Annotated in this window: 25 protein-coding genes; 12 read left to right on the top strand and 13 right to left on the bottom strand. The window is 57.9% G+C overall.

The genetic code is table 11. The features are described from left to right. Positions 1 to 69: 69 nt before the first annotated feature. Together rlmN and C5750_RS12260 are read left to right on the top strand one after the other, a co-directional pair. Positions 70 to 1251, top strand: coding sequence for a dual-specificity RNA methyltransferase RlmN (gene rlmN, locus C5750_RS12265; RefSeq protein ID WP_245421107.1), 1182 nt, complete (start codon positions 70 to 72; stop codon positions 1249 to 1251). After that, a complete protein-coding gene (locus tag C5750_RS12260; RefSeq protein WP_105734173.1) occupies positions 1248 to 1685 on the top strand; it encodes a hypothetical protein in 438 nt (145 codons plus the stop codon). The genes rlmN and C5750_RS12260 overlap by 4 nt, the downstream gene beginning before the upstream one ends. 6 nt (positions 1686 to 1691) lie before the next feature. Here the strand turns inward: C5750_RS12260 and C5750_RS12255 are convergent, their stop codons facing one another. Then, positions 1692 to 2333 (bottom strand): LysE family translocator, encoded by a 642-nt coding sequence (locus C5750_RS12255; protein ID WP_105734172.1) that lies wholly within the window; start codon positions 2331 to 2333, stop codon positions 1692 to 1694. A 71-nt stretch (positions 2334 to 2404) separates the two neighbouring features. Next, positions 2405 to 3355 carry a LysR family transcriptional regulator gene (locus C5750_RS12250; RefSeq protein WP_199537993.1) on the bottom strand — a complete coding sequence of 317 codons (951 nt, stop codon included), beginning with the start codon at positions 3353 to 3355 and terminating at the stop codon, positions 2405 to 2407. Positions 3356 to 3514: 159 nt separating this feature from the next. Between C5750_RS12250 and tam the strand changes: the two genes are divergently transcribed. The 5 genes from tam (at position 3515) to C5750_RS12225 (ending at position 10650) form a co-directional block, all read left to right on the top strand. Beyond that, the gene (gene tam / locus C5750_RS12245; protein WP_105734170.1) at positions 3515 to 4285 is read left to right on the top strand and encodes a trans-aconitate 2-methyltransferase; all 771 of its coding nucleotides are present in this window, start codon (positions 3515 to 3517) and stop codon (positions 4283 to 4285) included. Positions 4286 to 4433: 148 nt separating this feature from the next. Further along, positions 4434 to 5282, top strand: a complete 849-nt coding sequence (locus tag C5750_RS12240; protein WP_105734169.1) for a phosphatase PAP2 family protein — start codon at positions 4434 to 4436, stop codon at positions 5280 to 5282. Positions 5283 to 5391: 109 nt separating this feature from the next. Continuing rightward, positions 5392 to 7092 (top strand): ArnT family glycosyltransferase, encoded by a 1701-nt coding sequence (locus C5750_RS12235; protein WP_105734168.1) that lies wholly within the window; start codon positions 5392 to 5394, stop codon positions 7090 to 7092. Between the two features lie 119 nt (positions 7093 to 7211). Then, positions 7212 to 8435: an argininosuccinate synthase gene (locus tag C5750_RS12230; protein WP_105734167.1), complete on the top strand. Its 1224-nt coding sequence runs from the start codon at positions 7212 to 7214 to the stop codon at positions 8433 to 8435. A 163-nt stretch (positions 8436 to 8598) separates the two neighbouring features. Beyond that, a complete protein-coding gene (locus C5750_RS12225; protein ID WP_105734166.1) occupies positions 8599 to 10650 on the top strand; it encodes a M3 family metallopeptidase in 2052 nt (683 codons plus the stop codon). Positions 10651 to 10701: 51 nt separating this feature from the next. Here the strand turns inward: C5750_RS12225 and C5750_RS12220 are convergent, their stop codons facing one another. Both C5750_RS12220 and C5750_RS12215 read right to left on the bottom strand, forming a co-directional pair. Further along, positions 10702 to 11523: an alpha/beta fold hydrolase gene (locus C5750_RS12220; protein ID WP_105734613.1), complete on the bottom strand. Its 822-nt coding sequence runs from the start codon at positions 11521 to 11523 to the stop codon at positions 10702 to 10704. Positions 11524 to 11600: 77 nt separating this feature from the next. After that, positions 11601 to 12023 (bottom strand): organic hydroperoxide resistance protein, encoded by a 423-nt coding sequence (locus C5750_RS12215; RefSeq protein ID WP_105734165.1) that lies wholly within the window; start codon positions 12021 to 12023, stop codon positions 11601 to 11603. A 139-nt stretch (positions 12024 to 12162) separates the two neighbouring features. Between C5750_RS12215 and C5750_RS12210 the strand changes: the two genes are divergently transcribed. Beyond that, entirely contained in the window at positions 12163 to 12633 is a 471-nt protein-coding gene (locus C5750_RS12210) for a MarR family winged helix-turn-helix transcriptional regulator (protein ID WP_105734164.1), read from the top strand. Between the two features lie 16 nt (positions 12634 to 12649). On the opposite strand, the gene C5750_RS12205 is transcribed toward C5750_RS12210, so the two are convergent. The 3 genes from C5750_RS12205 to C5750_RS12195 form a co-directional block, all read right to left on the bottom strand. Further along, the gene (locus C5750_RS12205; protein WP_105734163.1) at positions 12650 to 14086 is read right to left on the bottom strand and encodes a sensor histidine kinase; all 1437 of its coding nucleotides are present in this window, start codon (positions 14084 to 14086) and stop codon (positions 12650 to 12652) included. Further along, complete coding sequence (locus C5750_RS12200) at positions 14083 to 14757, bottom strand: response regulator (protein ID WP_105734162.1); 675 nt, start codon at positions 14755 to 14757, stop codon at positions 14083 to 14085. Before C5750_RS12200 ends, C5750_RS12205 begins: the two co-directional genes overlap by 4 nt. 117 nt (positions 14758 to 14874) lie before the next feature. Continuing rightward, the gene (locus C5750_RS12195; protein WP_425350461.1) at positions 14875 to 15261 is read right to left on the bottom strand and encodes a hypothetical protein; all 387 of its coding nucleotides are present in this window, start codon (positions 15259 to 15261) and stop codon (positions 14875 to 14877) included. A gap of 221 nt (positions 15262 to 15482) precedes the next feature. Here C5750_RS12195 and leuB point away from each other — a divergent pair, with 221 nt between their 5' ends. Next, positions 15483 to 16595, top strand: coding sequence for a 3-isopropylmalate dehydrogenase (gene leuB / locus C5750_RS12190; protein WP_105734161.1), 1113 nt, complete (start codon positions 15483 to 15485; stop codon positions 16593 to 16595). A gap of 67 nt (positions 16596 to 16662) precedes the next feature. On the opposite strand, the gene C5750_RS12185 is transcribed toward leuB, so the two are convergent. After that, positions 16663 to 18546 (bottom strand): MFS transporter, encoded by a 1884-nt coding sequence (locus tag C5750_RS12185; protein WP_105734160.1) that lies wholly within the window; start codon positions 18544 to 18546, stop codon positions 16663 to 16665. Between the two features lie 561 nt (positions 18547 to 19107). Here C5750_RS12185 and C5750_RS12180 point away from each other — a divergent pair. Further along, positions 19108 to 20142, top strand: a complete 1035-nt coding sequence (locus C5750_RS12180; RefSeq protein WP_105734159.1) for an aspartate-semialdehyde dehydrogenase — start codon at positions 19108 to 19110, stop codon at positions 20140 to 20142. Positions 20143 to 20220: 78 nt separating this feature from the next. Here C5750_RS12180 and leuD read toward each other — a convergent pair whose 3' ends face one another. After that, a complete protein-coding gene (gene leuD / locus C5750_RS12175) occupies positions 20221 to 20826 on the bottom strand; it encodes a 3-isopropylmalate dehydratase small subunit (RefSeq protein WP_105734158.1) in 606 nt (201 codons plus the stop codon). A 151-nt stretch (positions 20827 to 20977) separates the two neighbouring features. Between leuD and C5750_RS12170 the strand changes: the two genes are divergently transcribed. Both C5750_RS12170 and C5750_RS12165 read left to right on the top strand, forming a co-directional pair. Then, positions 20978 to 21880 (top strand): HpcH/HpaI aldolase/citrate lyase family protein, encoded by a 903-nt coding sequence (locus C5750_RS12170; protein WP_105734157.1) that lies wholly within the window; start codon positions 20978 to 20980, stop codon positions 21878 to 21880. Then, entirely contained in the window at positions 21877 to 22083 is a 207-nt protein-coding gene (locus tag C5750_RS12165) for a DUF1737 domain-containing protein (RefSeq protein ID WP_105734156.1), read from the top strand. Before C5750_RS12170 ends, C5750_RS12165 begins: the two co-directional genes overlap by 4 nt. 157 nt (positions 22084 to 22240) lie before the next feature. Here the strand turns inward: C5750_RS12165 and C5750_RS12160 are convergent, their stop codons facing one another. The 4 genes from C5750_RS12160 to C5750_RS12145 form a co-directional block, all read right to left on the bottom strand. Further along, entirely contained in the window at positions 22241 to 22663 is a 423-nt protein-coding gene (locus C5750_RS12160; RefSeq protein ID WP_105734155.1) for a metallopeptidase family protein, read from the bottom strand. 68 nt (positions 22664 to 22731) lie between these two features. Next, entirely contained in the window at positions 22732 to 23304 is a 573-nt protein-coding gene (locus C5750_RS12155; protein ID WP_105734154.1) for a TetR/AcrR family transcriptional regulator, read from the bottom strand. A 75-nt stretch (positions 23305 to 23379) separates the two neighbouring features. Next, positions 23380 to 23574 (bottom strand): Trm112 family protein, encoded by a 195-nt coding sequence (locus tag C5750_RS12150; RefSeq protein ID WP_105734153.1) that lies wholly within the window; start codon positions 23572 to 23574, stop codon positions 23380 to 23382. 19 nt (positions 23575 to 23593) lie between these two features. Further along, on the bottom strand, positions 23594 to 24256 hold the full coding sequence (locus tag C5750_RS12145; protein ID WP_105734152.1) for an LON peptidase substrate-binding domain-containing protein: 663 nt from the start codon (positions 24254 to 24256) through the stop codon (positions 23594 to 23596). Positions 24257 to 24287: the final 31 nt, after the last annotated feature.

Raw genomic sequence — 24287 nt, 5'->3', positions numbered from 1 at the left:
ACGTTAGAAAACCCAATGTCCGTTTTGCCTGAGACTCAGTCCTTCGCCCGGGAGAAATCCCGTGATGCCATGCTTGCCGCCATGAATGGCAAGCCGACACTGATCGGCCTGTCCCGCGCCGAGATGGGTGAGGCTTTGACCGAAATCGGCGTGGCCGAGCGTCAGGTAAAGATGCGCGTTGCGCAGCTCTGGCACTGGCTCTACGTTCGCGGTGTGTCGGATTTTGCCGATATGCTCAACATTTCCCGCGATATGCGCGAGCTCCTCGACCGGCATTTCACCATTGCCCGGCCGGAAATCGTCGAGGAACAGATTTCCACTGACGGCACGCGCAAATGGCTCTTCCGCTTTCCGCCGCGCGGTGCCGGACGGCCGGTAGAGATTGAAACCGTTTACATTCCCGAGGAAGGTCGCGGCACGCTGTGCATTTCCAGCCAGGTCGGTTGCACGCTCACATGCTCCTTCTGCCATACGGGCACGCAGAAACTGGTCCGCAACCTGACGGCGGAGGAAATTCTCTCGCAGCTGTTGATTGCCCGCGACCGGCTCGGCGATTTCCCGGACCGGAACACACCGGACGGTGCCATCGTTCCGGCGGAAGGCCGCAAGGTCTCCAATATCGTCATGATGGGCATGGGTGAGCCGCTCTACAATTTCGAGAACGTCAAGAAGGCACTGCTGATTGCATCCGACGGTGACGGCCTGTCGCTGTCGAAGCGCCGCATCACCCTGTCGACGTCGGGCGTCGTCCCGGAGATTTACCGCACCGGTGAGGAAATCGGCGTCATGCTCGCCATTTCACTGCATGCGGTGAACGACGACCTGCGCGATATGCTGGTGCCGATCAACAAGAAGTATCCGCTCAAGGAACTGCTGGACGCTTGCCGGGCCTATCCAAGCCTGTCGAATTCCAAGCGCATCACTTTCGAATATGTGATGCTCAGGGGGGTGAACGACTCGCTGGCTGATGCCAAGGAACTGGTGCGCATGCTGAAAGGCATCCCCGCCAAGATCAATCTCATTCCTTTCAACCCATGGCCTGGTGTCAATTACCAGTGCTCGGAATGGGAGCAGATCGAGAAATTCGCTGATTACGTCAACAATGCAGGTTATGCTTCACCCATCCGCACCCCCCGCGGCAGGGACATCCTGGCCGCATGCGGTCAGCTGAAGTCGGAATCGGAACGCATGAAGAAGACAGAGCGTTTGGCATTTGAGGCTGCCATGATCGCCGGGCACGGTGAAGATTGAGCCAGATCGTCTTCTATATCTTCCGCTTTGCCCTGATCGTTTTCGGTTTCGTTTGCGCAACCTTTGCCGCATCGCTGTTTCTCAATCTTCTTTGGCTTGGCAGCACAGAAGTCATCGGCAGCGAAGGTCCATTCCTGTACTCCACGGTTCCGATCTTTGCCACGATGATTGGTTACAGCGTCTTCATTCCTGCCTGTATCCTCATCTTGTTTGCTGAGCTGACCGCATGGCGGGATTTGCTGTTCTATGCCCTTGGCGGCGCAGCGACCGCCGTTGTCATCATCGTCTGGAAGTGGCGGCCGCAGACCGAAGACATCGACACATTCGCGGCCATCCTCGCCACCGGCGTTGTCGGAGGCTTTGTCTACTGGCTTGTCTCGGGGCGAAGCGCCGGGCTGGTGATGCCCCCGCGCCCCGGCAGCCCCGCCGCATAGAGGCGTCTACTTCGCCTGGGCCATCAGGATTTTTGCCGCAAAGGCCGAAAACACCCCGGCAAACAGCCAATCGGTCACCCGCGTAACCGTCGGATTTTTCTTCAGGAGACCGGCAAACCGGTCAGCCGCCAGAATCATGGGCGTCACCACCGGCAGCGACAGCGGAATGAACAGCAGGCCAAGAAAGAAAAGCTTGCCCGGCGCATGCGGGTCGCTTGCCGACACGAACTGCGGCAGAAACGTCATGAAAAACAGGATGATCTTCGGGTTGAGCAGGTTGATGCCGATCCCGGTCAGCCAGTTCTGAAACAATGTGTGTGCGGCGCCGCTTTTCTTCTCCGGAGAAAAGGCTGATCCCTTGCGGATAGCCTGAAAGGCAAGCCACACGAGATATCCTGCACCGACGATTTTCAGCACGAGGAATGCGGACGGCGATGCGATAATCAGCGCGGAAAGCCCGAGTGCAACCATCGTCGTATGCACCACAATCCCGCAATTGGCCCCGGACAGACAGGCGAACCCAGCCGCCTTTCCCTCGGACAGGGCCCGCCCCACGAAAAGTGTCATATCGGGACCCGGGGTGATCGAAAGAACAAAGGTCGCAATCGCAAATTGCAGGATAATCGGCCATTCGGGAATGAAGGTCATGGGAAGCTCCGACGAAAAACTGGCGGAAGCTAACGCGGAACGACCCTTTTGGCCACACGATTCTGAGAGATCTAGCGATTTCCCCGATCCACTCGCGCATCAGCCGGATTGGCTGCGCGCATTTCCGCTGTCATGCGCTGCACGAGACCGCGAAACCGCGCAAGGGCCGGCGCCGGATGCGTCTGCCGCATGGCCAGGAGCAACGGGGCTATCAGTTTGGAACTGCCCGCAACAGCGCGGTAGGCGATGTCGTCACCGCCAAGGCGCCGCATCGATGCAGGCACGAGGGAAATACCGAATCCTGCGGCCACCAGGCTCAGCGTTGCAGTCAAGCGCGGCGCCTCCTGCGCCACAATCGGGCTGAACCCCGCTTCCCGGCATGCGGTCAGAATGGTGTCATAGAGGCCAGGCCCCGCCATGCGGCGATAGAGAATGAAAGGTTCGGTCGCCAATTCTGTGAGCAGCAGCCGCGAGGCAGTGTCCCGCGCGAACCTATGCCCCTCAGGCAATGCGACGAGCATTGGCTCCTCCAGCACGGCATCGATCCGCAGGCCTGGCGTCCGTCCGACCGGAGAGCGAATGAAGGCTGCGTCAAGCCGCTCATGCATGAGCGCATCCACCAGTTCTGCCGTACCAGCTTCTTCCAGCACGACAGAAAGTTTTGGCAGGCTTTCATGGAAAGCCCGCAACGCTTTCGGCACGAAAGGATGCAGGGCGGCAGAGCTGGTGAAACCGATGGCCAGGCGGCCCTGTTCGCCGCGCGCTGCCCGGTGAACCATGTCGGCAACGCCACCGGCACGCTCCAGAATGATCCTGGCTTCATCAAGCAGCACGTTTCCGGCCTCGGTGGGACGAACGCCGCGCGGCATGCGGTGCATCAGGAGCACACCCAGTTCCGCCTCCAGCCCCTGCAGAAGCCGCGTCAGCGGTGGCTGTTGAATGCCCAGCCGTTCGGCGGCCCGCGTCACATGGCCTTCCTCTGCCAAGACAACAAATGCGCGAAGGCGCTTCAGATCGATCATTGCCATACCCTGAAAGTATTGAAATCGTAAAAAGCATGCATTGGAAATCATATAGAGGAAAGCCTATTCTGCCAATACGCCGCTTTGGGGCCGAGCCATCAGCCATGACTCGCCCCTGTCGTCCCTGCCTATCCGGCGGGCAACAAAAGGAAAACCGTCGTGAGCTGGTCAGCTGAACAATATGTGAAATTTGAAGATGAGCGGACGCGCCCGGTCCGCGATCTCCTGGCAGCAGTTCCTGGCGTGTACGCCCGATCCGTGATTGACATCGGTTGCGGCCCCGGCAATTCGACGGAAGTTCTCATCGCCCGCTTTCCCAGGGCCATTACAACAGGAATGGACAGCTCAGAAGACATGGTTCGGGCAGCCCGCAAGCGGCTTCCTGAAATCCGCTTTGACGTCGCTGATATCGCCCGGTGGGATGCGCAGGGTCCCTATGATGTCATTCTTGCCAATGCGGTGCTGCAATGGCTTCCGGACCATGCCGCCCTGCTGCCGGCCCTTGTCAGCAAACTGGCCGTGGACGGCAGCCTTGCCATCCAGATTCCGAACAATCTGGATGAACCCACACACCGTCTGATGCGGGAAATAGCTGGTGAAGGCCCATGGGCTGCCAAATTGGCGCGAGCGGCGGGGCAACGGTCGCCGCGGCAGAGCGCGGAGTGGTATTACCGAATCCTGCGGCCGATAGCGTCCAAGGTCGATATCTGGCAAACCACTTACCACCATCCGCTTGCCGGAGGAGCCCCGGCAGTGGTCGAATGGTTTAAGGGAACAGGGTTGCGGCCATATCTGGACCCACTCAATGAAACGGAGCGGGCGTCCTATCTCGAACGGTATACGCACGCGGTGGCACAAGCTTATCCGGCTCTGCCTGACGGCACGGTCCTGTTGCCATTCCCGCGGCTTTTCATGGTGGCGACCCGATAAAGCGGCAATCGCACACCATCCGAAGCACGGATTTCCAGTACCTTTGGCGGCTTAACAGCCGCTATTTGTATTCAGGACATCAAAATACTGACATTGCGCGGCCTTAATTAAATACTTTTCTGCAGTCACTGGAAAAGTATGCTCTGTAATGACACTGCAATCATTGCACGCCAGAACAGGCAAGTTTTTCAGCCTTGAGAGCCGCATGGTCTATTACCGAACAACATCTGCTTCATGCGGTAAGGCGCTCTATGGCTTCGGTGTCTGGAGTCAGCCGGCCCTTGCGGTCAGCCTTATCCTCGTGTGGGCGGCCCTGGCCATCCTGTTTAACCGTGCGCCTGAGATCGACAAGGCCGTTTCATCGTTCTTCTTCCTCAGTTCTGACTGCATCGCGACCGCGACCGCAAAAATTTGCGGCGATTTTCCCGCCGCATCGGTGCCACTTTTCAAGACGCTGCGCCGTGTCTTCTATGCCCTGCCCATCGTGGCTGCTTCAGTGGTCGTCACCATTGCCCTGCGCGATGTCGCCTCCGGCCTTCGCTGGAATCATGAACGGATTCGTATTTCGATTGTCTCGCTCCTTACGCTGGCCATTGGTCCCGGCCTTCTGGTCAACGCGTTCATGAAAGAGTTCATCGGCCGGCCCCGCCCCGCCAACACATGGCTTTTCGGTGGCGACCAGCCCTTCGTGGCAGCAGCTGAATGGTCACACGTCTGTCAGCACAATTGTTCCTTTATTTCCGGGGAAGCGGCCGGGATCGCCTGGCTTGTCTGTCTTTTGCCCTTGTGGCCGCACCAGACAAGGAAAAAGCTCATCTGGCCCATCGCCGCCATCATCATAACCACTGATTTCCTGCGCGTTGCCTTTGGCCGTCACTATCTTTCCGATGTGGTGCTCGGGTCTCTTTCCACCGTGATTGTCTTCTGCGTGCTGACCTCCATTAGCGAATTATGGACATCGCATTGGCACCGCACGACAGAACAGCAGACGAAGTAACGGCTGAAACTGTACAATGCGTCATCTGTTGAAGACGCAATTTTTTATTGGCACTACTGTTCGTTCGCGTTATGAAAACTGAGGGGACAACAAGCGCGACAATCAGACGATGCTTCAGAAGAATCCAAGCCTGAGCATTTTGGACGATGCGGCGGATTGGGCGCCGGGACGCTATATGGCGATCCTGCTGGCCATCGCCCTGATATTGAGCCTTCTCCCGCTTGCCAGCAGCCTGATCACACATTTTCCCGATGAACGCCATTACTCCAATGGTGCCGTCATCATGCTGCATACGGGCGAATACCTGACGCCGCATACGGCCGAAGGCAATGTCCGGCTGAAGAAACCGCCCTTCACATACTGGATGAGCGCAGCCGGCATGAAGGTTTTCGGGATTTCCGTGCTCGGGTCGCGTTTCCTGTGGCTGGTTGCAGGGGCTGCAACACTGTTGATCACCTTCTCCTTGACCCGGATCATAACCCACAATGACCGGACCGCATTGCTTGCGGCTTCGCTTCTGGCAACGAATGCCGTCTTCCTGCGCGCCTGTATCAATGCCATTCCCGACATGCCCCTGACCATGTTCATGCTCATCGGCATGCTCGGCTTTGTCGGTCTTCTCTTTCGCGACGGCCACCGCCATGTCTATGGCATTCTCGCCTATGCAGGCACGGGATTGGCGATCCTGGCCAAAGGCCTCCTGCCCGTGGCGATGCTCGGCTATATCCTGGTCTACTGCATGGCAATGCCGGCCCTGCGCCAGCGCCGCCATCGCCTGTGGCAACCCGTGACCATCACCGTGTGCCTTGGGATTGTCGGCACTTGGTTCATCTATCAGTCCCTGCACACAGCGAGCATGCTTTCGGCCGATTTCGTTGCCGACCAGATTTCAGACAAGATCAATTTCAATCCCGATATCATCGCGATGGGATTGATCCACAGTTTCGCCGGTCTCGTGGGGCCGACATTTGTCTGGCTGGGGCTGCTTTTCTATGGCGCCCGGAAAGCGGGACGACGGCCGGAAATGGATTCGCTCAACGGCATAACCCCCTTCTTCCTCGGCTGGATCATAGCTGTTTCGATCATCTTTTCTCTCAATAGCCTTCCTTCCCACCGCTACGTCATTCCCGTCATACCGCTGCTTTGCGTGCTTCTCGCCTGCGGGTTCCAGGAGGTGACCGGTCCAGGTTTCGAAAGACTGGTCCAGCGGGTGTTGCGCGTCATCATCCTGATCGCAGCCATTCCCATCACGGGCGTGTTCTTGATCGGCATGCAATTGCTGCCGCCATTGTACGTAACCGGCCTGGCTGCGGGGATCGCGGGCGTCATGGCGACGCTGTGGGTGGTTAACACCCGATTGAAAATGCACGGCCTGGCAGCCTCCGCCGCCTTGCTTGCCATGGCAAGCATAGTAACCGTTACACCCGTTGCAAAGGCCCTGCTCGTGCCCGATATCGGCAAGCCGCTGGCGGCCAGAATCAACACAATGCATCTCCCGGAAAACGAGGTCCTTTTCGTGGGACCCGTTCTGGACGCCGCGAAAATCCGGCTTCATGCCGATTTTGATGCACAGTTCAAACAGACAGCCGTGCTGCCGTCCAAAGAGATTGATCCCGGCGTGAAAGTCATCCTCATGACCGACAAGCACCTTGCCGATGCATTGGCGGCGCAAGGTTTTGCCGTGGAAGAGGTCACGGCTGGCTGGCGGCGCATTCACCTGCAGGATTTCATTTCGGCACTGAAGACAGGAACTCTGTCCGAGGCTCGTGACCGGTATGGCGAGCGCGGATACGTGGCCATCCGCAGCTGATTTGCCTGGCAGGACCGCTGCGCCGCCAAAGCCGATCTTGCCAACATTCCCTCACCTGATAAAAGAACGTCCATCTTCACCAAACGATAGCGAGACTGCGCAGCGGTCAGGGAAACAGAATGAACAAGTGGAAAGACGTCAAGAAAGTCGTGCTGGCCTATTCCGGCGGTCTCGATACATCGATTATCCTCAAATGGTTGCAAACGGAACTGGGTGCGGAAGTTGTTACCTTCACCGCCGATCTGGGCCAGGGCGAAGAACTGGAACCGGCCCGCAAGAAAGCCGAGATGCTCGGCATCAAGGAAATCTATATCGAAGACGTGCGTGAAGAATTCGTCCGCGACTTCGTGTTCCCGATGTTCCGTGCCAACGCGGTCTATGAAGGCGTCTACTTGCTCGGCACGTCCATCGCGCGGCCGCTGATTTCAAAGCACCTGGTTGAAATCGCGGCCCGCACCGGAGCCGATGCTATCGCCCATGGGGCAACCGGCAAGGGTAATGACCAGGTTCGTTTCGAACTGTCCGCCTATGCGCTGAACCCTGACATCAAGGTCATCGCCCCGTGGCGCGACTGGACATTCAAGTCACGCACCGATCTTTTGGAATTTGCCCGCGAACACCAGATTCCGATCGCCAAGGACAAGCTCGGCGAAGCACCTTTCTCCGTCGACGCAAACCTGCTGCACTCTTCCTCCGAGGGCAAGGTTCTGGAAGATCCATGGCAGGAAGCGCCCGAATATGTGCACCAGCGCACGATTTCTCCGATGGAGGCGCCTGACAAGGTAACCGAGATCGAGATTGCCTTCGAGAAGGGCGATGCTGTTGCTATCGACGGCAAGCCGCTTTCGCCGGCAACATTGCTGAAAACGCTCAACGATCTCGGCCGCGACAATGGGATCGGGCGCCTGGATCTGGTTGAAAACCGCTTCGTCGGCATGAAGTCGCGCGGCGTCTATGAAACCCCTGGCGGCACGATCCTGCTCGTAGCCCACCGCGCCATGGAATCGATCACGCTGGATCGCGGCGCCGCACATCTCAAGGATGAGTTCATGCCGCGCTATGCGGAACTGATCTACAACGGCTTCTGGTATTCGCCGGAACGCGAAATGCTGCAGGCCATGATCGACAAGAGCCAGGAAGATGTCGAAGGCGTGGTGCGCCTCAAGCTGTACAAGGGCAATGTCATGGTGTCCGGCCGCAAGTCGAAGAAGTCGCTTTACTCCGACGCGCTGGTGACTTTCGAGGACGATCGCGGCGCCTATGACCAGAAGGACGCCGCGGGCTTTATCCGCCTCAACGCCCTGCGCCTGCGCACGCTGGCTGCCCGCAAGCGCAACAGCTGATCCCGCAAATACGGACTGAGAACGGGGCGCAAGCCCCGTTTTTTGTTGGCTGGCCATTGGATATGATTTCGTGCCGCGCTTTCTGTACCTGCCGACTTGTGATCACTCCGTTGCAGGCTTAGATGTTAAGGCCAGAGTTCATCAGCCATGACGGAGCCTTCCCATGTCCCCACAGAAACCAGCCATCAACACCGCACTGACGGACTGGACCGGACCGCTCGGACTTCCCGATTTCACTGCCTTCACGGACGATGATTTCGCCCCGGCCTTCGATGCAGCGCTTGCGGCTGATCTGGCCGATGTCGACGCGATCATCAATCACCATGAGGCACCGACCATCGACAATACGCTGAAAGCCCTGCAGCTTTCCGGCGAGGGTCTCGATCGCGTCTCCTCCATTTTCTGGATGCGGGCCGGAGCCAATACCAACGATACCATCCAGGCACTGGAGCGCGTCATCGCGCCCAAGATGTCCCGCCACTATTCGTCCATCATGATGAATCCGCAGCTGTTTGCCCGTATCGACTCGCTTTACCAGCAGCGCGATTTCCTCGGCCTCGATGCCGAAACGGATCGCGTTCTTGAGAAGACATGGAAAGGCTTCGTGCGCAGCGGCGCGCGGCTGGATGATGAGGGCAAGGCACGCCTTGCGGACATCAATGAGAAGCTGGCGGGGTTTGGCGCGCAGTTTGGCCAGAATGTCCTGAAGGACGAAGCCGACTGGGCGCTTTTCATCACCGACGAAGCGCACATGAAGGGCCTGCCCGATTTCGTTCGTGCCGCCATGCGCGGTGCCGCCGAGGAGCGCAATCGGCCGGATGCCTGGGCAGTCACCCTTTCCCGCTCGATCATTGAACCGTTCCTGTCCTTCTCCGAAGACCGAGGCCTGCGGGAAAAGGCATTTCGCGCCTGGGCCGCGCGCGGCGAGAATGGCGGCGCAACCGACAACCGCGCAATTGTTGCCGATATGGTGGCACTGCGCGCGGAAAAGGCCAAGCTGCTCGGCTATCACAGTTTTGCCGCCTACAAGCTTGATGACACCATGGCCAAGACACCCAAGGCCGTCATGGACCTGCTCGAACCGGTCTGGGACAAGGCGCGCAACCGCGCTGCCGAAGAAGAGGTTGATCTGGAACGCCTGATCGCCGCCGAGGGGCGCAACCACAAGGTTGCTCCTTGGGATTGGCGGTTCTATGCGGAGAAACTGCGCAATGAGCGTTTTGCGTTCGATGAGGCGGAGCTGAAACCCTACCTGCAGCTGGAAAAGATCATCGAGGCCAGTTTCGACGTGGCAACCCGCCTCTTTGGTATCCGCTTTGAAGAGAAAAACGGCATTCCAACCTGGCATCCCGATGTGCGGGTGTGGGAGGTACAGAATGCGGATGGCAGCCGCCGCGGTGTGTTCCTGGGCGATTATTTCAACCGTCAATCCAAACGTTCCGGCGCCTGGATGAGCGCATTGCAATCGCAGCACAAGCTCGACGGCGGCCAGACGCCGATTATCTACAACGTCATGAATTTCGCCAAGCCGCCAAAGGGCGAACCTGCACTGCTTTCGCTGGACGGTGCACGCACCCTCTTCCACGAATTCGGGCATGCCTTGCATGGCCTCCTGTCCGATGTGACCTGGCCTGCGGTATCGGGTACATCGGTATCGCGCGACTTCGTGGAGCTGCCGTCACAGCTGTACGAACACTGGCTGACAGTGCCAGCGGTTCTGGAAAAATACGCGGTCCACTACCGCACAGGCGAAACCATGCCCAAGGCGCTTCTCGACAAGGTTTTGGCGGCCAATACATTCAATGCCGGGTTCAACACCGTGGAGTTCACCTCTTCGGCGCTGGTTGACATGGCGTTCCATGCGGACGGCGTTCCTCCGGCAGATCCCATCCAGTTCGAGGCCGATACGCTGAAGAGCCTTTCCATGCCGGACGCGATTATCATGCGTCACCGTACCCCGCACTTCACCCATGTCTTCTCCGGCGACGGCTATTCCGCCGGATATTATTCCTACATGTGGTCGGAAGTGCTGGATGCCGATGCTTTCAAGGCATTCGAGGAAACCGGTGATGTGTTCAATGCCGACCTCGCCAAGAAGCTCAAGCAATATATCTATTCGGCTGGCGGCAGCCGCGACCCGGAGGAGCTTTACAAGGCTTTCCGCGGCAAGATGCCGACACCCGATGCGATGATCGAAAAACGCGGCCTCGCCTGACAGAATAAACCCGCCGCACTCTTCCGAGTACGGCGGGTTTCGCTTGCAGGATCAAGCCTGGGCGAAGGCCAGAAGGTCCTTGTTGAGTTGATCCTTGTGGGTTGCTGCCAGACCATGCGGCGCGCCCGGATAGATCGTCAGTTTGGAGCCTTCAACCAGCGTCGCGGCGATTCTGGCTGCATCATCGATCGGCACGATCTGATCGTCGTCACCGTGGATGAACAGTGTCGGTACGTCGAATCTCTTCAGATCTTCGGTAAAGTCCGTCTCCGAGAACGCCTTGATGCAATCGAGTTCATTCTTCAAGCCGCCCTGCATACCCTGATACCAGAACGCATCGCGCATACCCTGCGAGACCGCAGCGCCGGGACGATTGGCACCGTAAAACGGTATGGTCAGGTCCTTGAAGAACTGCGAGCGATCGGCGGCCACACCGGCGCGGATGCCGTCAAACACTTCGATCGGCAGCCCCCCGGGATTGGCGGCGGTCTTCAGCATCAGCGGCGGAACGGCTCCTACCAGTGCAGCCTTGGCGACACGCTTGGTGCCGTGGCGGCCGATATAACGGGCCACTTCACCACCGCCGGTGGAATGGCCAACCATGATGGCATCTTTCAGGTCCAGCGTCTCGATCAGCTCAGCCAGATCGTCGGCATAGGTGTCCATCTCATTGCCATTCCAGGGCTGGCTGGAGCGGCCGTGACCGCGCCGGTCGTGCGCTATGGTCCGGTAACCGTTGGAAGCCAGGAACACCATCTGGTCTTCCCAAGCATCGGCGTTGAGCGGCCAGCCGTGACTGAACACAACGGGTTGCCCCCTGCCCCAGTCCTTGTAGTAGATACGGGTGCCGTCTTTGGTCGTGAATGTGCTCATGATCTCATGTCCTTTCACTGGTTCTGTCTGTGCGGGTTTGCTGATTTTGTCCGCCATACCCGCACCAACGCAAAAGCTTAGTTGATCGATATGCGGACGTTCAGATTGCTGCGCGTGGCTTCCGAATAAGGGCAAACGACGTGTGCAGCATCCACGATTTCGCGCGCGGTCGCCGCGTCAATGCCGGGCAAGCTGACGGCGAGCGCGACATCGAGGCCAAAGCCCTTGCCGTCATCGCGCGGGCCGATGCCCACGGTTGCCGTTACCGATGTGTCATCGGAGAGCTTGATTTTCTTTTGCGAGGCGACAAATTTCATCGCGCCGATAAAGCACGCGGAATAACCCGCACCAAAAAGCTGCTCCGGATTGGTGCCTTCGGCGCCATTGCCGCCCAGTTCCTTTGGTGTCGATAGCGTAACCTTCAGGCGACCGTCTTCGCTCGATGCATGGCCGTCACGTCCGCCTGTTGCTGTGGCTTTGGTGGTGTAGAGAATGCTCATAGTAGACTCCTTGGATTGCTTCAATTGCTCGACGTCAAATAGATTGCACACAATTAAATTATACGCAATACAAAATTAAATGATGCGCAATTTAATTGCCTTGGGTATAATACCCGCGAGCGCAGACGGAGTGATGACAATGGACAAGGCAGGCACGAGCAATCAGGAATCGCTTCTCAAATTGGAGAATTTCCTGTGTTTCGCCATCTATTCGACGGCAAACGCAGTGACACGGGCTTATCAGCCTCGTCTTGCAGCGCTAGGCCTGACCTATCCGCAATATCTTGTGATGGTTGTCCTCTGGGAGGAAGAAAATCAGACCGTCAAAGCAATCGGCGAGAAGCTCAGCCTGGACTCTGGCACGCTCACGCCGCTGCTTAAGCGGCTGGAAACGGCTGGTCTGATCACCCGCCGCCGCGACACGGTGGACGAAAGGCAGGTCTTGATAGGCTTGACTGCGGACGGCCGCGCCATGCGTGCGCGCGCAGAAGCCGTACCGGTCGCCATGGGCAAGGCTTTCGGCTGCAACATGGACGAGGCAAAATCCCTGAGATCGGAACTGATAAGCATGCGCGACAATCTGGTCGACAGCATCGAAGAGGTGAAATAGCCCTCCGGCTATTGTCTCAGGCCGGCTTGTAAAGCGGTAATTCAAGCCGGATTCGCGCGCCGCGCCATGGCCCGGTCAATATGTCGACGCGTCCGCCGTGCAGCCGCGCAATCTGCCGGGTCAGGTTAAGACCAAGACCGGCACCGCTGGAACGCGGCCGCAGGCGATAAAACGGCTCGAATACGTGTTCATGCTCTTCCTCGGGAATGCCCGGCCCCTCATCGCGAACCTCGATGCCGCCCGCTTCGTCCACCAGTACGGTGATTGTTCCCTTTCCATCGCAATGTTCGATAGCGTTGCGGATGAGGTTGGCGACAGCCTGCTCGATCTGCAGCGCATTGACCTGGGCATGGACGCTCTTGGATGCCGGTTCGAATGAAAGATCGTAGCCGGCGGCAATTGCCAATGGCGCAAAGTCCGCAACGATCTGGCCGGTCAGTTCGACCAGGTCAACCACTTCGCCTGGTCCAACCGGCTGGTCGAGCAATTGCCGGTCGAGCAACTGCTGCGCCAGATGCGACAGGCGCTCGATGTCCTGCAGCAAACGGGCGCTTTGCGGATCTTCCGTGAGAAGCTCGGCACGCGTGCGCAGAATGGCAATAGGAGTCCGCAGTTCGTGCGCCGCATCCGTCAGGAAGCGATTGTGCTGGTCATATCCCTGGCCAAGGCGCGCAAGCGCGTGGTTGAAAGCCTGGACCAGCGGCGTGATTTCCAACGGCACCTGTTCGATCGGCAATTGCATGGCGCGGTTGTTGATATCGATGCGCCCCGCCTGGCTGGCGGTGGCAACCAGACCAGCCAGGGAGCGCCGCACTACGGCTGGCGTTGTTACCAGCGTCGTCACGCCCATGACGATGATGATGGGCAGAAGCAGCGCTATGATGACGATGATCAGAACCGGAATAACCCTGATCCAGGCTGTAGTTCCATCCGGATTGCGGGCCATGTCGACCTGCATGTCGATATTGACTTCGAGGCCCTCATTCTCGTCGCGCGATGCGCGGGTTGAGGTAATGACCTGTATCGGTCCCGCCTTCGTGTCAATCTTCGAAACCACCGCTTCGGGCCGCAGATCGCCCTCTCGAAAACCGAGCGTCGCATGGTCCACGGCTTTCAGGAGGTCACTCGTATCGTTGCCATAACCGATGGGAATATCACCGCGCTGCACAGCCTGACCATTTGTGTCTCGCGCTATGTACCAGAGCTTGGGAAATTCCTGCAGGAAGGTCTTCAGCTCCTGCGTCTCGTGCACGATCAGCTTGCCATTGGCATCCCGGTCGATTGCGCTCTTCAGGATGGCCACCGCCGCCTCATTGTCGATGAGCAGCCGCGGATTGGCCACCCACAGCACCAGTGTGAACAGGCCGATGAAGATGAGCAACGTCGCCGCCTGCAGCAAAATGAGCCTGCGTACCAGAACCCATTGCAATGAGCGCGGGCGGATTTTCTTCATGGAGTTGCCCGTAACAGATAGCCGAGATTACGTATAGCCCGTATCTCGACACCTGCCGACACATCCTCCAGTTTGCGCCTCAACCGCGACACATGAGCGTCGAGTGCATTGGATCCGATTTCATCGTCCATTGCATAGACAGATTCTTCAAGTGTCGCGCGCAGGACTGTTCGGCCGGGGCGGCGGATCAGCGTCTCGAGCACCAGCCGTTCGCGCCGCGGCAGCTCCAGCGGCTGGTCTTCTATCAGCGCTTCCCGATGGCGAAAATCATAGGTAAGGCGGCCGACAACCGTTTGCTCCGCACGCAGCGTGAATGGACGCCGGTGCAATGCCCGCAACCGGGCCATCAGCTCTTCCGTCGCGAAGGGTTTGACCATGTAGTCATCGGCCCCCGCATCGAGGCCGGCGACCCGGTCATTCAGGCTGCTCATGGCGGTCAGCACAATCACCGGAGCGTCGACATGCAGTGCCCGCAGCCTTGGGATCAGACTGAGGCCTTCGCCATCCGGCAATCGCCGGTCGAGGACGATGGCATCATAGGGACCGAACTTTGCCATGGCCTCGGCGTCGGCCAATGTCGATACATGATCGACGACCACATCGCGACGCTCCAGCGCGGCCTTCAGGACCGAGGCCATTTCCGGCTCGTCCTCAAGCAGCAAGATGCGCATTTGAATTCTCCGTTCGTAGAAAGTCGGCAGCAATGCCGATTGTGGCGGTCAAATCTTTATCATGCCTCGCAAGTAAAAGCAGTGTCGCTCACTCGGCATGGCCGCCAGCGAACACGATTACTCGCACTCCAGTTTTGGCTTGCGGAAATTGGTGATGTACCAGCGTCCGCCCGACGATCGCGCATAGAAGGTGTAGAAACACTCCTTCTGCTCGACATAGCCCGGCGTTTCCGTTTCGACATACCGCCTGCCGTGCCTTGTATCGCGAATCTCGCCCGTGGACGTACCGGATACGGCATTGGTGGATATCTTGCGCCACTGGTATGCACGCTCACCGGGTCCCAGATCGAGAACTTCGGTCGGCGGCCCGTAGTCGATAACCACAGTTTCCAGCGGCTGCCCGATGTAATTCTTCATGATATCGGACGCACACCCGGCCAGTCCCACGGTAGCCAATATCAAGCCCGCTCCGATTACCCGCATGTAATTACGGGCATTGCGCATGGACATGTGGAAAATCCCCATCAATAATATTCATGACCGGCAACTAGGATGCGAAGATTGCACCGACATTACCGGAGGGTTGCGGAGGCCTGACCGTAGCTTCACAAATCATTGCAGGGCGTACCAGCTATCGGAAAATTTCGCAGAAAGCTTTCCATCTTTGCTGAACTTGCGCTAAGGAACCGCCATCCCTTTCAAACGCTCCTAGAGGTTTCCCCGAAATGGCATCGAAAAAGCTCCTTCTTCTTCCCGGCGACGGCATCGGACCGGAGGCAATGGCCGAAGTTCGCAAGATTGTCGCCTACATGAACGCTGAACTGAAAAGCGGCTTTGAACTCGAGGAAGGCCTTGTCGGCGGTTCGGCCTACGACGCCCATGGCAAGGCGATTTCCGATGCGGACATGGCCAGGGCCATGGCCGCTGACGCGGTTCTCTTCGGCGCCGTCGGCGGACCGAAATGGGATAGCGTTGCCTACGACGTGCGCCCGGAGGCCGGCCTTTTGCGCCTGCGCAAGGACATGGAACTGTTTGCAAACCTGCGTCCCGCCATCTGCTACCCTGCACTGGCGGATTCCTCATCCCTGAAAAAGGACGTGGTTGAAGGTCTGGATATCCTGATCGTGCGGGAACTGACCGGTGGTGTCTATTTCGGCGAACCGAAGGAAATCATTGACCTCGGCAATGGCCAGAAGCGCGGCATCGATACGCAGGTCTACGACACCTACGAGATCGAACGTATTTCGGGCGTCGCCTTTGAATTGGCGCGCACGCGCCGCAACAAGGTCACGTCGATGGAAAAACGCAACGTCATGAAATCGGGCGTTCTGTGGAACGAAGTCGTCACAGCAACCCACAAGGCGCGCTATTCCGATGTACAGCTCGAGCATATGCTGGCCGATGCCGGCGGCATGCAGCTCGTGCGCTGGCCCAAGCAGTTCGACGTGATTGTCACGGACAATCTCTTCGGTGACATGCTGTCTGACATTGCCGCCATGCTGACCGGCTCTCTCGGCATGCTACCCTCCGCCTCGCTCGGCGCTCCAGATGGCAAGACCGGCAGCCGCAAGGCGCTTTATGAACCGGTGCACGGATCGGCTCCCGATATTGCCGGAACCGGCGCGGCCAATCCGATTGCCATGATTGCCTCCTTTGCCATGTGCCTGCGCTATTCCTTCAACATGGTGGACGAAGCGGACCGGCTGGAAGCGGCGATTGCCGGTGTGCTTGGCGATGGCATCCGCACCGCCGACATCATGTCGGAAGGCAGAACCAAGGTTGGAACCCCCCAGATGGGCGATGCGATCCTTGCCAAATTCAAGGCACTCGCCGCCTGATCACGATCATCCGGATAAAGAAAGCCCGGCGCGAGCGATCGCGCCGGGCTTTTTCTTGAGCCGTCAACTACTTGATGTCGTGCAGATCCTCGCCTTTGGTTTCACGGACAAAGATCAGGCCGATCACCAGCGTCATGGCTGCAATGATGATCGGGTACCAGAGGCCATAATAGATATCGCCCTTGGCGGCGCTCATCGCAAACACCGTCGCCGGAAGCAGGCCACCGAACCAGCCATTGCCGATGTGATAGGGCAATGACATGCCGGTATACCGGATGCGGGTCGGGAACATCTCGACCAGGATCGCGGCAATCGGGCCATAAACCATCGTCACGTAAAGCACGAGGATGAACAGGATACCGATGGTCACCGGCCAATTCACGGCTTTCGGATCGGCCACCATGGTGAAGAGGCCGCCATTGGGAACGGTGTAAACGGCCATATCCGTGGCACCGGCAGCCTGTTCCGGCGTAATGAGCTTCGCCTTGACCAGGTCAGCCACCGGCGTAACCGTCTTTTCGCCGGCGCGAACGGCGGCGGCATCGAGGTTCAATTCCGGATTGGCCTTGATGAACCCGTCAAGTTTGGCATCGGCAACCTTGGCAGGTGCCCGCACGAGCGGGAAACCGGCCTTCTGCAGCGCCAGGTTCAGATCATGGGTGAGTACCGCGCCTTTGGCGGCAGCATCGGCACCAGCGGCCACCGCATCATAGGACGGAATGACCGTATCGCCGATCTTGACCGTGGCTGGCTGTCCGGCAGGACCGGCAACCACCTCGTAAGGCACCGAGCTGCGGGACAGGAACGATGTCGCAATGTCACATGAATTGTTGAACTTGGCTGTACCGACCGGGTTGAACTGGAAGGTGCAGTCGCCCGGAGCGGCGGTCACCGTGGCACGGACTGTCGCTTCCGCCTGGGCCAGCGCCGGATTTGCGGCATGCGTAAGTGCTTTGAACAACGGGAAATAGGTGAGGATTGCCAAGGCAAGGCCCGCCATGATGATCGGCTTGCGGCCGATCTTGTCGGACAGCCAGCCAAAGAAGACAAAAAAGCCGGTGCCAAGCAGGAGCGCGATTGCGATCATGATATTGACTGACTGGCCGTCCACTTTCAACACGTTCTGCAGGAAGAACAAGGCATAGAACTGGCCGGAATACCAGACGACGGCCTGACCGGCGGTAAGGCCGAACAAGGCGAGCAGTGCAATCCGGGCGTTCTTCCATTGACCGAAAGCTTCCGACAGCGGTGCCTTGGAGCCCTTGCCCTCTTCTTTCATCTTCTTGAACGCCGGCGATTCACTCAAGGAGAGCCGAATCCACACCGATACACCCAGAAGAACGAATGAGAGAATGAAAGGCACGCGCCAGCCCCAGGCCGCGAAGGCGTCCTTGCCAAGCCAGTTCTGGACGATGAGGATAACCACCAGGGACAGGAACAGACCGAGTGTTGCGGTGGTCTGAATCCAGGAGGTGTAATAACCGCGGCGATTGTTCGGCGCATGTTCAGCCACATAGGTGGCAGCACCGCCATATTCGCCGCCGAGAGCCAGGCCCTGCAGCATGCGCAGCGCAATCAGGATGATGGGTGCAGCGATGCCCCAACTGCCCGATCCGGGAAGAATACCCACCAGGAAAGTCGACAGGCCCATGATCAGAATGGTGACGAGGAACGTGTATTTGCGGCCGACGAGATCGCCGATCCGTCCGAAGACCAGGGCACCGAAGGGGCGCACGAGAAAGCCCGCGGCAAACGCCAGAAGCGCAAATATGTTGCGCGTTGCCTCAGGATACTCACTGAAAAACGCGGCGCCGATAAAGGCAGCCAATGAGCCATACAAGTAGAAATCGTACCATTCGAAAACAGTTCCGAGCGAGGAAGCGAAGATAACTTTCTTCTCTTCTCGCGTCATACCCCGGCTGGCAGCACCAGCCACAGAAGTGGTCGCCATTTGTATTCCTCCCAGAAAACAGCATTTACGCCGGAACCCGGTCAGCCCAACAGCTGGCCACGTCCCTCGGATTTGTCACTGCGTATAAATCAATGGCCGCGTCCTGCAGGACGTCCACTCATCCTACGCCGGTGAATGTCCTCCGGAACTCTCCCCCCAAAGGTCATGCACCCCATGCACCGCACAAGTGTTGAACAAATATTCGCGAAAGCAAAGACCGCTTTTTACAGCACAAGTCCAAAATTGTGCGTAACGCGACATATTCTTCTCTTTTGAATGGACAATTGACTCTTTTTGGAAAGCGGATACAAGCATGTTAGGTTAAGGAGACGCCCCGTGAGCAGCGAATCAACTGCACACTTTTTGACGAGCGGTTCCGGCATGCGTGCCGGATGCGCAGGCGCGTCTGTTCTTTCCACAAAAATGCCGGCCAAAACGACCACCAAAACGGTCTGATTTCCCTTGGCCTGCTCGCCCCCTCCCGGGTCCGGCCCGGGGGAAAAGACCCGCAATGGCCAGCGGGTTTTTGCAAAGAGCGGTGAGGGACAGGAGATAATACAGATGAGTTTCAAGGTTGCGGTTGTAGGCGCCACAGGCAATGTGGGCCGCGAGATGTTGACAATACTGGAAGAGCGCGGCTTTCCGGTCAGTGAAGTCGTGGCGCTCGCCTCGCGCCGGTCCCAGGGTACGGAAGTTTCCTTCGGCGACCGTACGCTAAAGGTCAAGGCGCTCGATTCCTTTGATTTTTCCGATACCGATATCTGCCTGATGTCGGCAGGCGGCAACATATCCAAGGAATGGTCGCCGAAGATCGGCGCACAGGGTTGTGTCGTTATCGACAATTCCTCCGCCTGGCGCTACGACTCGAACGTGCCGCTGATCGTGCCGGAAGTAAATCCGGACGCGATTGTCGGTTTCTCCAAGAAGAACATCATTGCCAACCCGAATTGCTCGACCGCCCAGCTTGTGGTGGCGTTGAAGCCGCTGCATGACAAGGCAAGGATCAAGCGTCTTGTGATCGCCACCTACCAGTCCGTTTCCGGCGCCGGCAAGGACGGCATGGATGAGCTGTTCCAGCAGTCACGGGCCGTGTTCGTTGCCGATCCGGTGGAAGCCAAGAAGTTCACCAAGCGCATCGCTTTCAACGTCATCCCACACATCGACGTCTTCATGGAAGACGGCTACACCAAGGAAGAGTGGAAGATGGTCGCCGAGACCAAGAAGATGCTCGATCCCAAGATCAAGCTCACGGCAACATGCGTCCGCGTGCCCGTCTTCATCGGCCATTCGGAAGCCGTGAACATCGAGTTCGAAAGCCCGATGAGTGCGGAAGAGGCCCGTGAGATCCTCTCGGATGCTCCGGGCTGCCTGGTTATCGACCGGCACGAGGATGGCGGCTACATCACCCCCTATGAAGCAGCGGGCGAAGACGCCACCTATATTTCGCGCATCCGTGAAGACATTACTGTCGAGAATGGCCTGTCACTCTGGATTGTTTCGGACAATCTGCGCAAGGGTGCAGCCCTCAACACCATTCAGATCGCCGAGCTTCTGGTCGCACGCGGGCTCATTCAGCCGAAGCAGCTTGCTGCCTGAAACCTGGCATATAGCCAAAATAGAAAAGGGCGCAGTTTCTGCGCCCTTTTTCGTTGCAACAATTGCCGCGGCCTGAACTCAGGCCCAGGGATGCCTTTGGGCGTTGGCTGCCTCAAAGCTGTCGATCTTCGCCGCCTTTTCCATGGTCAGGCCAATGTCATCAAGACCATTCAGCATGCAGTAGCGGCGGAACTCGTCTAGATCGAAACTGATCTGCCCGCCATCCGGCCCCTTGATCGTCTTCTCTTCCAGATCGATCGTCAGCGTTGCATTGGCGCCGCGCTGCGCATCGTCCATCAACTTGTCCAGGTCTTCATGGCTGACGCGGATCGGCAGGATGCCGTTCTTGAAGCAGTTGTTGTAGAAAATATCGGCGAAGCTGGTCGAGATGACACAGCGGATGCCGAAATCGAGCAATGCCCATGGCGCATGCTCGCGGCTGGAGCCACAGCCGAAATTATCGCCGGCCACCAGAATCTGAGCCTTGCGATAGGCTGGCTTGTTGAGGACGAAGTCCGGATTTTCCGAACCGTCCTCATTGTAACGCATTTCCGCAAAGAGCCCTGTGCCAAGACCGGTGCGCTTGATCGTCTTCAGATAATCCTTCGGAATGATCATATCCGTGTCGATATTGATGATCGGCAACGGTGCGGCAACGCCGGTGAGCTTGGTAAACTTGTCCATGATCTCTGCCTGTAGTGTTCGGTAATACGGGTGTCTTCGCTTTACACCAGCTTGGCAGCGAATCAAAGACTTTCCCCCTGTGGCAGATTGGGGCAGGCCACACCGCATGATTGCGCTTGTCTTGCCCCTTCGTTCAATGCAAAAAAGTGCCATGCGCAAAACATCTCGCCCTCGCCGCTCGGTTCTCTATGTTCCCGCCTCGAACGCCAAGGCTCTTGCCAAGATTGCAGGCCTTGCCGCGGATGCGGTTATTTTTGATCTTGAGGATGCCGTTGCTCCTGAAGCCAAGGAAGATGCCCGCGAAGCGCTGCGTGATTATTTTCTTGCCAATCCGGCCAATCCGGCCAATCCGGCAAGCAAGACCGAACGGATCATCCGCATCAATGCGCTTGCCAGTGAATGGGGTGCCGAGGATCTTCTCGCGGCACGCGCCTGCAAGCCTGACGCCATCCTTCTACCCAAGGTGGAAATACCGCAGGACGTAACCGGCGTGACTGAAATACTTGAGGAGACCGATGCGTCCGAGAACATCCGGCTGTGGGCGATGATCGAGACGCCGCGCGGTATCCTCAATGCGGACGAGATCGCCGAGTTGGGTTTACGATCCACCGGGCGTCTGGATTGCTTTGTCGTCGGAACGAACGATATCGCCAAGGAAACCGGTACCGGCATGGATGGCAATCGCGCCTATCTCGTCCCATGGCTGATGCAGATCGTCCTTTGTGCCAAAGCCGGAAAGCTGGATGTGATCGATGGCGTCTATAATGACTTTGCCGATGCGGCGGGTTTCGCGGTTGAATGCGGTCAGGGCGCAAGAATGGGTTTCGACGGCAAAACGCTTATTCATCCCGCGCAGATCGATGCGGCAAATCGCGCCTTTTCACCGGATGAGGCGGCTCTTGCCGCCGCACGATCGATCATCGAGGCATTTTCCCTTCCTGAAAATGCTGACAAGGGCGCCATTGCCCTGAACGGAAGAATGATAGAACGCCTGCATCTTGCCAACGCGGAGAAGATGATGGCCAAAGCACAAATGACAGGAGACAAAGCATGAAACTTTATCGTTTTTTGACCGGACCCGATGATGCCAGCTTCTGCCACAAGGTGACGGCGGCCATCAACAAGGGCTGGCACATCTATGGTTCGCCCACCTACGCATTCAATACGGTCACCGGGGTAATGCAGTGCGGTCAGGCTGTTGTGAAGGATGTCGATGGCGTCGATTATGAGCCTGGCATCAAACTCGGCGATTACTGAGCCGCACCTGCGGTCTCGGCAAGACGCCGTTTGAGCACCTGATATTGCCGTTCTGGCCTATTTGCCACGGCGTCTTCGCGCAGGACCGGCCCGTCCTCAAAAGGATAGGCCGGTCAAACCGCCCCATGGCAGGGTCCCGGTCCATACCATCGGGCGATCATTCGACACTGGCCTCGATACGTTCCATATCTTCGTCCGACAGGCCGAAATGATGACCGATTTCATGGATGAGAACATGAGTGACGATATCCCCTAAAGCCTCCTCATACTCCGCCCAGTAATCCAGCACGGCGCGTCGGTAAATCGTGATGGTGTTGGGTCTTTCGCCGGTTTGAAGCGAGAACCGTTCCCCGATGCCCCGGCCTTCAAACAATCCGAGCAAATCGAACGGCGATTCCAGCCCCATATCCTCGACAATCTGATCATCGGGGAATTCTGACACCTGAATGGTGATATCGCCGCACAGACTGCGAAAATCGTCAGGCAGATGCGCATAGGCTTCTATCGCGAGCGATTCGATCTCGCTCAGGGCTGGCGACAAGCGATTGCCCCAATCGGCGGTTTGATTACTTCTGGCCATTAAAACTCCTGGAGCACATTCCGGCCTCATATAGTGCCTTTGCAACAAGGATGCGAGTGGCATGAGGACTAGCCCCGTATTGGCACCAGAAGCCGCTCCATGCGCCGGAAGCTCTCAGCAAGCACCGTGGCGTCCTTGAGCCCATGGGCGAGCATGATGCCGCCCTGCCATTCGGCCAGCGCATTGCGGGCGGTTCCAAGCGCTGCGGAGGGGCGTATGCCGGTGCGTCCAAGTTCCCTTCCAATAAACCCGATCAGGAGACTGAAAACTTCGGCCGCCCGTTCGGCGGCTTCGGGCGATTCATGGCGAAAATCCCGTATACCCAGGGCAATGGGGCAGCCGTTCTCAACGCGGCTTTTGAGGGAATGCGACAGTTTTTCAATGAGCAGCAGCAGACGCTTGCGCGGGTCCTGATCCGCTTCGACAATGGATGTCAGCATATCCTCGGTTTCAGCAACGAAAATATCGGCAACGCCGCGCGCCAGCTCGGCCTTTGTCTTGAAATAATAATAGATGTTTCCGAGCGGAATTCCCGATTCCGCCGCGATGTGTGCAAGGCTCGTCACGGTAAAGCCGCGCCGCCAGAACAGGCCGGCAGCCGTGGCAACAAGGATATCGCGTTTGTCATTCCGCCTGGTCATCGCAACGCTTTCGAAGTCAGTTGTTCAACTGACTCGCATTCTGGCAGGTTCGACAATGATTGCAGCAAAAATAAACTAGTCTTCGATGGCTCGCGCTTCCGATGGCAGCATGATCGGTATCCCGTCCCGAATGGGATAGGCGAGATGCGCCGACTTCGAGATCAGCTCGGACTTCTCCTGATCATAGATAAGCGGTCCCTTGGTCAAGGGGCAAACCAGAAGCTCGAGCAACTTGCGATCGATTGACGGTTCGCGTTTCGGTTCGATCATGGGTTGCTCTCCCTCACGGCTACTGCAGGTTCGACTCGAAACCATCCTGGTCTTTGGCCAGCATGATTTCGGTGATTGCGATCAATGTCTCGGCCCGCGTCTTCAAATCGGCGGCTTCCAGCAAAGCCTGCTTTTCCGCAGCGCCGAACGGCGACATCATGGCAAGGGCGTTCACCAGCGTTTCATTGCCCGCCCGGGAGATACCGTCCCAATCCGCTTCCAGATTATTGGCATCAAGGTAGGCCCGGAAAACACGCAGCAGCGCCAGCCGGTCGACATCCGAATCATCCGCCTCATCGAGATCCGCCAGAAGCGGCGCAATCTTGCACTGGCGGAACGGTGTGCGGGTGGAGAGCTCTTTGACAATCCGAAAGCGGCAAATGCCCTGCAATGTGATGACAAGGCGCCCGTCGCCAGTCTCGGCGAACGAGGTGATGCGGCCGAGACAGCCGACTTCACACAGTTCATCGGCATCCACATCGCCTTCGTCAAAGCGCGGCTGGATCATGCCGATGATACGCTTTCCACTCAGAGCCGCGTCCACCATGGCCAGATAACGCAGTTCAAAGATATTCAGCGGCAACTGGCCACCCGGAAGCAACAGGGCTCCCGAAAGGGGAAAAATCGGCACGCTTTCAGGAATATTGTCCAGCGTCCGATAGCGAACATTGCCTGCTTGCATTACCAGCTCCAGTGATTGATCCGCGGCGGCG

Origin of the sequence: Phyllobacterium myrsinacearum, assembly GCF_002980555.1 — a bacterium.
Taxonomy (GTDB): Bacteria; Pseudomonadota; Alphaproteobacteria; order Rhizobiales; family Rhizobiaceae; genus Phyllobacterium; species Phyllobacterium myrsinacearum.
Note: the sequence above shows the minus strand (reverse complement) of the source record. Positions and strands in the feature narration are given on the sequence as shown.

Excerpts from the sequence above, each read along its gene's own strand:
- rlmN (WP_245421107.1), top strand. The coding sequence starts at position 70 with ATGCTTGCCGCCATGAATGGCAAGCCGACACTGATCGGCCTGTCCCGC.
- C5750_RS12255 (WP_105734172.1), bottom strand. The coding sequence starts at position 2,333 with ATGACCTTCATTCCCGAATGGCCGATTATCCTGCAATTTGCGATTGCG.
- C5750_RS12250 (WP_199537993.1), bottom strand. The coding sequence starts at position 3,355 with ATGATCGATCTGAAGCGCCTTCGCGCATTTGTTGTCTTGGCAGAGGAA.
- C5750_RS12240 (WP_105734169.1), top strand. The coding sequence starts at position 4,434 with ATGACACTGCAATCATTGCACGCCAGAACAGGCAAGTTTTTCAGCCTT.
- C5750_RS12235 (WP_105734168.1), top strand. The coding sequence starts at position 5,392 with ATGCTTCAGAAGAATCCAAGCCTGAGCATTTTGGACGATGCGGCGGAT.
- C5750_RS12230 (WP_105734167.1), top strand. The coding sequence starts at position 7,212 with ATGAACAAGTGGAAAGACGTCAAGAAAGTCGTGCTGGCCTATTCCGGC.
- C5750_RS12225 (WP_105734166.1), top strand. The coding sequence starts at position 8,599 with ATGTCCCCACAGAAACCAGCCATCAACACCGCACTGACGGACTGGACC.
- C5750_RS12220 (WP_105734613.1), bottom strand. The coding sequence starts at position 11,523 with ATGAGCACATTCACGACCAAAGACGGCACCCGTATCTACTACAAGGAC.
- C5750_RS12215 (WP_105734165.1), bottom strand. The coding sequence starts at position 12,023 with ATGAGCATTCTCTACACCACCAAAGCCACAGCAACAGGCGGACGTGAC.
- C5750_RS12210 (WP_105734164.1), top strand. The coding sequence starts at position 12,163 with ATGGACAAGGCAGGCACGAGCAATCAGGAATCGCTTCTCAAATTGGAG.
- C5750_RS12205 (WP_105734163.1), bottom strand. The coding sequence starts at position 14,086 with ATGAAGAAAATCCGCCCGCGCTCATTGCAATGGGTTCTGGTACGCAGG.
- C5750_RS12200 (WP_105734162.1), bottom strand. The coding sequence starts at position 14,757 with ATGCGCATCTTGCTGCTTGAGGACGAGCCGGAAATGGCCTCGGTCCTG.
- C5750_RS12195 (WP_425350461.1), bottom strand. The coding sequence starts at position 15,261 with ATGCGCAATGCCCGTAATTACATGCGGGTAATCGGAGCGGGCTTGATA.
- leuB (WP_105734161.1), top strand. The coding sequence starts at position 15,483 with ATGGCATCGAAAAAGCTCCTTCTTCTTCCCGGCGACGGCATCGGACCG.
- C5750_RS12185 (WP_105734160.1), bottom strand. The coding sequence starts at position 18,546 with ATGGCGACCACTTCTGTGGCTGGTGCTGCCAGCCGGGGTATGACGCGA.
- C5750_RS12180 (WP_105734159.1), top strand. The coding sequence starts at position 19,108 with ATGAGTTTCAAGGTTGCGGTTGTAGGCGCCACAGGCAATGTGGGCCGC.
- leuD (WP_105734158.1), bottom strand. The coding sequence starts at position 20,826 with ATGGACAAGTTTACCAAGCTCACCGGCGTTGCCGCACCGTTGCCGATC.
- C5750_RS12170 (WP_105734157.1), top strand. The coding sequence starts at position 20,978 with ATGCGCAAAACATCTCGCCCTCGCCGCTCGGTTCTCTATGTTCCCGCC.
- C5750_RS12165 (WP_105734156.1), top strand. The coding sequence starts at position 21,877 with ATGAAACTTTATCGTTTTTTGACCGGACCCGATGATGCCAGCTTCTGC.
- C5750_RS12160 (WP_105734155.1), bottom strand. The coding sequence starts at position 22,663 with ATGGCCAGAAGTAATCAAACCGCCGATTGGGGCAATCGCTTGTCGCCA.
- C5750_RS12155 (WP_105734154.1), bottom strand. The coding sequence starts at position 23,304 with ATGACCAGGCGGAATGACAAACGCGATATCCTTGTTGCCACGGCTGCC.
- C5750_RS12150 (WP_105734153.1), bottom strand. The coding sequence starts at position 23,574 with ATGATCGAACCGAAACGCGAACCGTCAATCGATCGCAAGTTGCTCGAG.
- C5750_RS12145 (WP_105734152.1), bottom strand. The coding sequence starts at position 24,256 with ATGCAAGCAGGCAATGTTCGCTATCGGACGCTGGACAATATTCCTGAA.